9 protein-coding genes are annotated in these 9,620 nt (G+C 37.0%); 8 read left to right on the top strand and 1 reads right to left on the bottom strand.

Annotation, left to right across the window (positions count from 1 at the left end; all coding sequences use genetic code 11):
• Positions 1-132: 132 nt before the first annotated feature.
• Positions 133-687 (bottom strand): hypothetical protein, encoded by a 555-nt coding sequence (locus ON09_RS07020; protein ID WP_010600351.1) that lies wholly within the window; start codon positions 685-687, stop codon positions 133-135.
• A gap of 417 nt (positions 688-1,104) precedes the next feature.
• On the opposite strand from ON09_RS07020, the gene carB reads away from it, so the two are divergent.
• The 8 genes from carB (at position 1,105) to ON09_RS06985 (ending at position 9,594) form a co-directional block, all read left to right on the top strand.
• Positions 1,105-3,942: a carbamoyl-phosphate synthase large subunit gene (gene carB, locus ON09_RS07015; RefSeq protein WP_010600350.1), complete on the top strand. Its 2,838-nt coding sequence runs from the start codon at positions 1,105-1,107 to the stop codon at positions 3,940-3,942.
• Between the two features lie 124 nt (positions 3,943-4,066).
• On the top strand, positions 4,067-5,569 hold the full coding sequence (locus ON09_RS07010; protein ID WP_029204170.1) for a hypothetical protein: 1,503 nt from the start codon (positions 4,067-4,069) through the stop codon (positions 5,567-5,569).
• Positions 5,506-6,258: a S41 family peptidase gene (locus ON09_RS07005; RefSeq protein WP_029204169.1), complete on the top strand. Its 753-nt coding sequence runs from the start codon at positions 5,506-5,508 to the stop codon at positions 6,256-6,258. The genes ON09_RS07010 and ON09_RS07005 overlap by 64 nt, the downstream gene beginning before the upstream one ends.
• Before the next feature lie 153 nt (positions 6,259-6,411).
• Complete coding sequence (locus tag ON09_RS07000) at positions 6,412-6,969, top strand: RNA polymerase sigma factor (protein ID WP_029204168.1); 558 nt, start codon at positions 6,412-6,414, stop codon at positions 6,967-6,969.
• Positions 6,962-7,093 (top strand): hypothetical protein, encoded by a 132-nt coding sequence (locus ON09_RS26485; RefSeq protein ID WP_262495821.1) that lies wholly within the window; start codon positions 6,962-6,964, stop codon positions 7,091-7,093. The genes ON09_RS07000 and ON09_RS26485 overlap by 8 nt, the downstream gene beginning before the upstream one ends.
• Positions 7,062-7,508 (top strand): hypothetical protein, encoded by a 447-nt coding sequence (locus tag ON09_RS06995; RefSeq protein ID WP_010600348.1) that lies wholly within the window; start codon positions 7,062-7,064, stop codon positions 7,506-7,508. Before ON09_RS26485 ends, ON09_RS06995 begins: the two co-directional genes overlap by 32 nt.
• A 193-nt stretch (positions 7,509-7,701) precedes the next feature.
• Complete coding sequence (locus ON09_RS06990; RefSeq protein WP_010600347.1) at positions 7,702-8,946, top strand: hypothetical protein; 1,245 nt, start codon at positions 7,702-7,704, stop codon at positions 8,944-8,946.
• 210 nt (positions 8,947-9,156) lie between these two features.
• Positions 9,157-9,594 carry a TlpA family protein disulfide reductase gene (locus ON09_RS06985; protein WP_162097936.1) on the top strand — a complete coding sequence of 146 codons (438 nt, stop codon included), beginning with the start codon at positions 9,157-9,159 and terminating at the stop codon, positions 9,592-9,594.
• Positions 9,595-9,620 lie beyond the last annotated feature (26 nt).

Here is a 9,620-nt window from a genome sequence, read left to right as displayed (position 1 = left end):
TTTGTTATTTCTTTTATTCGAAGCGTTTATTTGGTCAACTAAATTCATTTCTTAAGGTTTAGAAGTTATTCTGCATAGGTTTGAGGCTCGGTGATGTCATTGATTTTACCTTCTGCTAGCCATTTTTTTAATTCACTTTTCATAAAAAAAAGTTTCGGGCCCTTTATAGTTATCAGAATCATCTATCTGATATGCACTGCCGTTGGTAGATCGTGAATTTTCATGTACAAAAACAGTATCGGCAACTACTCTGCTTACGAGCATGCTGGTATTTACATCTTCTGCTTTGTGATAGAAAATAACGCAATTGGGTTGTATTGCGGCCAGATTGTTATCCATTCGCTTTTTGTTTTCCTGAGATCCCTTATAAACCAAAGTAACTGCCCCGATAACGAAAATGGAAAGCAGCATGAGTCCTGAAAAATGATACCATCGTTTTTTGGTTTGTTTAGCAAACTCAATGGCTTGTTGTTCAAAAGCTGGAAACGCCGTGGGATAGTAGTGAGTGCCGCATTTACCGCATCCGATATAAGGTGTCTTTTTGCCTGCAACAAATGGTATAAACAGCATGTGATGAATTTTGCAAAAAGTTTCAAATTGCATATCATATTCAGCATCACATTTTGGATATTTCAGCTGACTGATTTGCTGCTTGCTTATTAATTTTGAATAGTATCCGTGAACCATTTCTTGATTATTTGAACTGTGTAATGCGCTGGCAGCAATCTTAATAAGCTGCTTTGAATTATTTTTCTGTTACAAATAAATATTTTTTGATGGTTCAATTGTCCACCGTTTATTATTCGTTGGTGATTTTTTATTATTCGTAATGGATTGATGAAGCACGGTTTACGAAGATATTTTTATAGTACAATGGCTAAATAGTTTACGATTGGATTTCGAAAAATATTTCGTTTCTGCAGTGGTTAAAGCCTGATTTATTTATTTTAATTTATTCATCGGAAAACAAGTGTAAAAACCTATCTTTGCATCCCGACAGAACAGTTGGGATTTTCCTCATCAAAAAGCAGAAAACCTTCTTGCTTCTTCATCCTTAAAAAGGGTAAAAACTTTAGAATTTTAATTATTGTATTAAGCTTTATCATGCCTAAAGACACTTCCATACGCTCAGTATTAATTATCGGATCAGGCCCAATTATTATTGGCCAAGCCTGCGAATTTGATTATTCTGGTTCACAATCGGCACTTTCTTTGAAAGAAGAAGGAATTACCGTTTCCATCATCAACTCTAATCCGGCAACTATTATGACGGATAAGGTAATTGGCGATCATGTTTATCTTCGCCCTTTAACAGTTGATTCAATCGAGGTTATTTTACAGGAGCATATCGATTCTCCAGACTTGCCTAAAATTGATGCAGTATTGCCAACAATGGGTGGACAAACTGCATTAAACCTTTGCGTTGAGGCTTCTGAGCGTGGTGTTTGGGAAAAATACGGCGTTAAGGTGATCGGGGTTGATGTAGCAGCTATTGAAAAAACGGAGAACCGTGAGGCTTTCCGCCAGTTAATGGTTGATATTGGTGTCGGTGTAGCGCCATCTAAAATTGCAAACTCATTTTTAGAAGGTAAAGAAGCCGCTCAGGAAATTGGTTTTCCATTGGTAATTCGCCCATCATATACCTTGGGTGGTTCTGGTGGTGGTTTTGTTCACAGAAAAGAAGAGTTCGATGCCGCACTTAAACGCGGTTTGGAGGCTTCTCCAACTCACGAAGTATTAGTAGAGCAAGCTGTTTTAGGTTGGAAAGAATACGAATTGGAATTATTAAGAGATAGCAATGATAACGTCATTATCATTTGTTCTATCGAAAATTTCGACCCAATGGGTATCCACACCGGAGATTCAATTACGGTTGCTCCGGCAATGACCTTATCTGATCGTTGTTACCAGGAGATGCGTAACCAGGCAATCAAAATGATGCGAGCCATCGGCACTTTTGCAGGTGGTTGTAACGTTCAGTTTTCGGTTAATCCAGCTAATGATGATATTATTGCCATCGAAATTAATCCACGTGTTTCGCGTTCATCAGCGTTAGCAAGTAAGGCAACAGGTTATCCTATCGCTAAAATTGCAGCTAAGCTGGCTATCGGCTACAACTTAGATGAAATCGAAAATCAGATTACGAAAACAACTTCGGCATATTTCGAACCTACTTTAGATTACGTCATCGTTAAAATTCCTCGCTGGAATTTCGACAAGTTTAAAGGTGCCAACAAAGAGTTGGGCTTACAAATGAAATCTGTTGGTGAAGTAATGGCCATTGGTCGTACCTTTATCGAGGCTTTGCAAAAAGCTTGTCAGAGTTTAGAAATTGGCCGTGCAGGTTTAGGTGCTGATGGTCGTCAAAACCGCAACATTAATGAAATTATGGATGGTTTGGAGCACGCTTCATGGAACCGTCTGTTCTTAATAAAAGATGCCATGACGATGGGTGTGCCTTTGGAATCTATCCGCAAGGTGACTAAAATCGACAAATGGTTCTTAAATCAAATTCAGGAGCTTGTTGCTTTAGAGGTTGAGTTAAAAAGATATTCTCTAAATAACATCCCTCAGGATTTCTTTTTCACCTTAAAACAAAAAGGTTTCTCTGATGTGCAAATTGCCTGGTTATTGGGCAACGTTACTGAAGATGAAGTGTATGACCGTAGAAAAGAACTAGGCATCAACAGGGTATATAAAATGGTAGATACTTGCGCTGCGGAATTCCCGGCACAAACACCGTATTATTATTCTTCTTTTGATGAAGAGAACGAATCAATTTCATCAGATCGCAAAAAAGTTATCGTTTTAGGATCTGGTCCAAACCGTATCGGACAGGGAATTGAATTTGATTATTCATGTGTACACGGTCTGTTAGCCGCAAAAGAATCTGGTTTTGAAGCCATCATGGTGAACTGTAACCCTGAAACGGTTTCTACAGATTTTAACATGGCTGATAAATTATACTTCGAGCCGGTATTTTGGGAGCATGTTCGCGAGATCATCGAACTGGAAAAACCAGTTGGTGTAATCGTTCAGTTGGGTGGTCAAACCGCTTTAAAAATGGCCGAAAAGCTAACGGAAAAAGGAATTAAAATCATTGGAACATCTTTCGAGAACATGGATATCGCTGAAGACCGCGGTCGTTTCTCAGATTTGTTGAAAGATCTTGATATTCCTTATCCTAAATATGGCGTAGCGGAAAATGCTGAAGAAGCCATTGTTGTGGCAAACGAAGTTGGTTATCCGGTATTGGTTCGTCCGAGTTACGTTTTGGGCGGACAAGGCATGAGCATTGTGATCAACGATGAAGATCTGGAAAAAGCCGTTGTAAAATTATTAGGTGATCTTCCGGGCAACCGCGTATTGATCGATCACTTTTTAGATAGAGCCGAAGAAGCAGAATCTGATTCGATTTCTGACGGAGATGATGTTCACATTGTAGGTATGATGGAACACATTGAACCTGCAGGTATCCACTCAGGAGATTCATTCGCGGTATTGCCAACGTTCAGCTTATCAGATAAAGTGACGCAAGCCATGGAAGAATATTCCATCAAAATTGCAAAAGCTTTAGATGTGCGTGGTTTGTTAAACATTCAGTTTGCGATTAAAGATGAAAAGGTTTACGTAATTGAAGCAAACCCAAGGGCTTCTCGTACGGTTCCATTCATCGCGAAAGCTTACGATGTTCCTTACATTAACATTGCGGCTAAAATTATGTTAGGTGTTGCGAAATTGAAGGATTTCACCATCGAACGTAAGTTGAAAGGTTACGCAATTAAAGAGCCTGTTTTCTCTTACGAGAAATTCCCGGAGGTGACTAAAGAGTTAGGTCCGGAAATGAAATCAACCGGTGAAGCGATCCGTTTCATTAAAGATTTGGAAGATCCTTATTTCCGCAAGCTTTACAAAGATAAATCAATGTATTTGAGTAAATAATAGCTAAGGGCGATGGAAACATCGCCCTTTTGTTTGTCAGAAAATTTCGTGTTAATATTTGTTAAAACTTAACATCGAGAAATTTTAGTAGGTATATTCATTTGATTTAATAAATCCTTACTAAATGAAATCCCTATTTACCCTATGTTTTGTCCTTGTTTCCATAACTGGCTTTACGCAAACTTCTCAGCAAATTCGAAACTTAACCGCGTTTAGCAAACTATACGGATACGTTCAATATTTCCATCCTTCGGATGAAGCATCTAGAATCGAATGGCAGGGCTTTGCTATTTATGGAAGTCAAAAAATGCTGCAAGTTAAAGATGATCAGGAATTAATAACCACATTAAATGAATTATTTTTACCTGTTGCACCAACTCTAAAACTTTCTTCAAAAGCTGATCTGAAGTTTGACTTAAGCGAAATTACACCTCAAAACTTAACAGGATATAAATCCATTTATTGGCAGCATGTTGGCTTGAAATTACCTTATTTTGATACTAATTATAACAGTATCAGGATTAATAGAATTAATCCAATTACTCAGAAAAAAATTACAGAAAATGCATTTGCTTTAGCTCCAGTTAACGTTGCTACCTATAAAGGGAAAAAGTTCATCCTAAATATTCATGCTGAATCGGACATAAAAAATTTGGTTTTGAAACCGTATCTGGACAAACTTGTTTTCATAAAAGCGTCTGCTGTATCAAATAAAGAGAAGGAATATTTCTTCGAAGGCGTTTTTGATCCGCAGTTGGAATTATTTGCAATTGCTATTGAGCCAAATTTTAGCACAGGGTCTTTAAATGTTAATAAAATCAGTTTAAAGATAATTGATGAAGGTAAAACATTGGATATTCCATTGGTTGAAAATACTGTAGCTTTAAATCAACTGGATTCGAAGATTGATATCAGGATTGTTCGATTTTTTAGACCGGAAGGCGACCAAAAGCTTTTTGATAAAGAACTGAAAATTGGAGAATTTATAGCGAAACCTTTGGTGCCTGGAATAAAGTTTATGATGCCTTTAGCGCTGTACGGAAATGAAAAGCACACTTTTCCAATTGTTAACGAAACAAATGTGACTGAACTCATTAACCGAGCTTATGCCTCCTGGCCTAAAGATGAGCAGGGTGAATTTAAAATTAGGGGGGCGGATATAACTATTCGATTGGCCGATGTTGTGATTTTATACAACGCATTAAAACATTCTTATCCTTACTGGGATGATGCTACAATAAATGCCGATGAATTGTGGAACAAAAGCATATTAAGGGTTTTCAGTGATAAAACTGATCTAGATTTTTTGAAAACATTAAAGTGGATCGCAAATTCACTCAATGATGGTCACATGTTTGTGGATTTGCATGGTGATACGGATAAAGACATTGCTACTTTGCCAATGCTTTTTGATATAGCTGAAGGAAAAGTTGTCATAAAAAAGGTGCTCGATTCAGGATTGGTTCAGAAGGTTAAAGCCGGCGACGAACTCACTAAAATTAACCAAAAAAATCCATTTGATATTCTGCGTTCTACGGATTCGCTTTTTTCTGGCTCAAAACAATGGAAGCAAGCAAAAAGCCTGATAGCCCTTACAAAAGGAAAAAGAACGAAGTTTTGCATTTGAATTTGAACCGAAGAGGGCAAAATCTTTCTGTTGATGTTGCCCGAACCTTTCCATACAGTGAATATGTTTCTGGTTCAGATCGAAACAATAGAGGAGCGTGTGAATGGATTTCGAGTGATATCTTTTATATTAACTTGAACAAAACTACAACCGAGGCACATATGGCTGAGATTTTAAAAGCAAAATCTGTCATTGTAGATATGAGAGGTTATCTGAATGAAAATACCGAAACTTTTCTATCGCATTTAACACATCAGAAACTTACTGCAAGCAGCGGAATGTTTACTCCCCAAATTTTATATCCAGATTATAAAAACGTATCGTACACTATCGGATCTTATACTATTGAACCTGTGCTTCCTTATGTAAAAGCAAAAATTTTTTTATTATCCGATGCTACTGGTCAAAGTGCGACTGAGAGCTTTTTATCTGCATACAAACAATTCAAAGTGGTTACTATTGTTGGGCAGCCGACGTCCGGAACCAATGGCGGTATTAATTTAGTATCCATGCCAGGCGGCTATCGCTTTTTTTATTCTGGCATGTTAGTCAAAAATCCTGATGGAAGCAAGCATCATTTAAATGGTGTAATACCGGATGTTACTGTTAATAGTACGATTAAGGGTATACAGGAATGTAAAGATGAAATTCTTGAAGAAGCCATTAGATTAGCCACAGAAGATAAATAGTGTTTTCTGCTGTTCTCTTGGTTCTGCACCTATCTATATAAGGTTAAGTTCCCCTATCCTTGTTTCTAAAGTAAAGAAGTTTTTCAACTTTTTTTCTACCTTGATGCAACGTTTTAAAATCCCTTATGTCTTATAATCAGAATATTCAAAATTTTGGAGACCGTTTACGTAGATAAAAACCTAGAGCTAGTAAAAGCATGCATGCAGGGCAGCCGGGCAGCGCAGTTTGATTTGTACAAACTGTATGCAAAGGCAATGTATAATGTCGCGTTGCGAATTCTAAATTATGAAGAAGAAGCTGAAGATGTTTTACAGGAATCTTTTTTAGATGCATTTACCCGAATTGTAGATTTCAGACAGGAAACCACCTTCGGACTCTGGCTAAAACAGATTGTGATTAACAAATCCATTAATTATCTGCGTAAGCGCAAGTTTGAATTTGTTGGAACAGATGAAATTGCTGAATTACCAGACGAAATATCGGCAGATGACTATGACGTAAAACTCCAGGCAGATGAAGTGAGGAGTGCGATTGCAGAACTGCCAGATGGTTACAGAGTGGTTTTGAGTTTGTATTTGTTAGAAGGTTATGACCACGAAGAAATTGCACATATTTTAAAAATTAGTGAAAACACAAGTCGCACGCAATACATGAGGGCGAAGAAAAAATTGAAAAGTATTTTAGAACAGAAAGGGATGAGAGATGAATAATAGATTAGAAACTTTTGTTAAGGAAAACCGGAAGGCTTTTGACATTATGGAACCACCAGCTGGCCTATGGGCAAAAATTGAGCTGGAGCTAGATGCCAAAAAAAACTCAGGAAGCGCAAAATAAAAAAAAGCCGATAAAGCTGTATTTATGGATGAGTGTGGCCGCAAGTATCGTAGTGGTTTTCGGTATAGTTTGGTTGTACGCCGGAAGGTTACAAAACAAAGATTTAGAAATCGCTGATGTTAATGCAGCCTATGCACAAAAAGAAGTTCATTTTACCGGATTAATAACCGAAAAAAGAGATAGCCTGGCCATTTTCGCCTCTGCAAATCCTGAGCTTTATAAAAAGTTTACCGCTGATTTAGCCAAACTTGATGAAGAATATGAAAGGTTACGGTTAGAACTTCCAACATCGCCCAACCAAACATTTGTGGTTAAAGCAATGGTAAAAAACCGCGAAATTCAATTGCAATTATTAAAACAACAGCTTCTCATCATTAATCAGGTAGATGATTATAAAAGAGTCAACCAGATTTAGCAGGAAGTATAAAGTATAAAGTGAAAAGTATAAAGTAAAAAGTTGAAGTGATTGAGATCTTAATACCTGATATCAATACTAACTACTCATAGGATACGCTCATTACATTTCAGTGCAAACCGGTCGGCAGGTTAGCTTGTAAATGTTTAACAATTAACAAACATGAAAACAATAAAAATATTTTTAGGCCTTTTTGGCTCTTATCGCCGTAAAAACGAATGCCCAACAAAGCGTGGTGGTAAACGCATCAAATGATACTTATGCAGCAGTTTCAGTAAAAAGTACGGTTAGCGTCAATCAAGATGTTGAATCAGGAGCTGATGCAGAACGTTCGAAATCTTTCTCGAAAACCTTCAGTGTAGATAATAGTGATAAAGTAAACCTGAACAATCAGTATGGTTCTATCACGATAAAAACCTGGGATCGAAAAGAAGTGAAAGTTGATATAGATATCAAAGCTTTCAGTAACTCTGACAATGATGTTCAGAAGTTATTAGATGGTGTAAATATCGATGCCAACAAAAATGGTGATGTGGTTACTATTAAAACCAATCTGGCTGATCGTGGTGGACGTTGGGGCAGAGGCGTTAGGAATGGCGTAACTACCTGGAGAAGGGAAGTTAAAATCAACTACGTTGTTTATATGCCATCAGCTAATCCGCTATCTGTTTTACAACAATATGGAAATGTAGAGTTGGGCAACTTCTCAGGACCAACTTCTTTAAAAGTTCAATACGGAAATTTGGTTGCGGGCAATTTAAGCAATACCAATAATTACGTCAACGTACAGTATGGTAAATGTGATATTCAGGATTTAAATGCTGCCGTAGTTAAACATGAGTACAATGGCCCGGTAACCATTGGATCTGTAGGTACACTGGAGTTAGATGCCGAGTATGTGGGTGTGAATATCAACACCATTCGCAGATCAGCTGATATCAAAGTACAATATGGCAAAGGCTTAACAGTTGGAACAATAGGCGGAAATCTGTTATTGAGTGCAGAATATGCCAAAGTAAATATCAATACTGTGAAGGGAAATACAGTTGTTAAACAAGCTTACGGCGATTTAAATATCGCATCAGCGGGAAAATTAGCCGTGAATGCCGAGTATTCAAATGTTACGCTGGGCACTTTGAACGGTGATGCAAACATCAATATGGATTATAATAGACTAAACGTGAGTGAAATTACGCCAGCCTGTAAAAACTTCACTTTTGGGGGCGAGTATGTGAGTGTCGGAATTGGTTTTGCAGATCGTTTTAATGCTAACTTTAATGTTTCAACTTCTTATGCAGGATTCAAGTATGGTTCGAATGTTACCTCTAGTTTGGTTAGTAAAGATGATGAAAACAAAAAATATGCTGGCAAAATTGGAAGTGGTGGCACCGCTAATGTAAGTGTGAAAACAGAATACGGATCTGTAACTTTTAAATAGCCAATCACACTGAAAATCGTCAAAAGATAAAAATGGAAAGTCTTACCTAATTTTACGGTAAGGCTTTTTGTTTTATACGGTCTTGTTAAATTTGCTTTATCTTTATCAACAGCAATGAAAATTTATCTTTCCATCTTCATTTTACTTCTAAGTTTAGCAGCAACAGCACAGGAAGTTAAATGGGCTACTCAGGAAACTTTTTTTGAAGATTTGACAGGTAAAGATTTACCTGATTTTAAAGGATTAAAAACCAATCGAAAAGCGTTCTTCAAATCTAATTTGACAAATCAGATAACTGTGATAAATTTTTGGTTTGAAAGCTGCCCTCCATGCATTGCAGAAATGCCTGAACTCAATAATTTAGCTGACAAATATGCTAAAAAAGGTGTACGTTTTGTTGGAATTACTCATGATTCACCAGCATTGGCAAAACGATTTCAAAAGAAAAATGGATACCGATATGAAATTGTAAGTTTATCTAAAGCAGCCATCTCGAAACTTAATATTAATCATGGTTTTCCATCAAATATCCTAATCGGGAAAAACGGTAAAATCTTAATGGCAATGGCAAATTTTTCATTGGTCGATCCTGAGTTTAAAGAAAAATCAATTCTCTTTGAACAGAAACTATTAAATGAAATTAAATAACTGCTTTTATAAAATGTTTAACTTAG

This window comes from Pedobacter agri PB92 (assembly GCF_000258495.1).
GTDB classification, from domain to species: domain Bacteria; phylum Bacteroidota; class Bacteroidia; order Sphingobacteriales; family Sphingobacteriaceae; genus Pedobacter; species Pedobacter agri.
This window is presented reverse-complemented; position numbering and strand designations above follow the sequence as displayed.